Origin of the sequence: Alteribacter salitolerans (assembly GCF_016901055.1) — a bacterium.
GTDB lineage: Bacteria > Bacillota > Bacilli > Bacillales > Salisediminibacteriaceae > Alteribacter > Alteribacter keqinensis.
Genome location: NZ_JAFEUX010000026.1, coordinates 1 through 596 on the forward strand (window position 1 = coordinate 1; position 596 = coordinate 596).

1 protein-coding gene is annotated in these 596 nt (G+C 39.8%); it reads right to left on the minus strand.

Annotated elements, in window-relative coordinates; all coding sequences use genetic code 11:
* The coding region (locus tag JSY36_RS20315; protein WP_205167746.1) for a transposase at positions 1-596 on the minus strand (596 nt) is incomplete at both ends.

Below are 596 nucleotides of genomic sequence, written 5' to 3' on the forward strand. Positions count from 1 at the left end.
TTGTATTTTAGATCTGTCGTGCGATGATCCAAATAGAAGAAGCCTTCGGGCTTTCCATCTCTAAACATGTAGCCGCTTTCTTTATCTGTTGTACTCACCTTAATTTCTTTTTCTTCCACCACCTCTTCTCTTTTCGGCAAAGGCTTTTTTCCATGGGCTTTTCGATCCTCTTCAACGGCTTTATTAAGTTCTTCTATGTATTCTTGGGTTTCAACTTGTACCGTTTCTTTCACATACTTTCGTTTATTAGCGTTGGCTTTTAAATGAGTCGAGTCTGTAAACAAAGCACGTCCGGCAACCATACGATGTTCCATGGCCAGAAGAACAATTTCATCGAAGATGTCTTGAAAGATAGGTGTGTCCTTAAATCGTTTATGGCGATTAAAGCTAATTGTAGAGTGATGAGGGACGGCGTCGGTTAAGCTCAAACCTAAGAACCATCGATAAGCAATGTTTGTTTGTATCTCTTTTTCAAGCTGCCTTTCAGAACGAATACCGTAAAGGTATCCAACAAACATCATCTTAAAAAGCATCACAGGATCAATAGGAGGACGGCCGTTATCTTCGCTGTAATAAGACTTCACTTTGTCATAGAT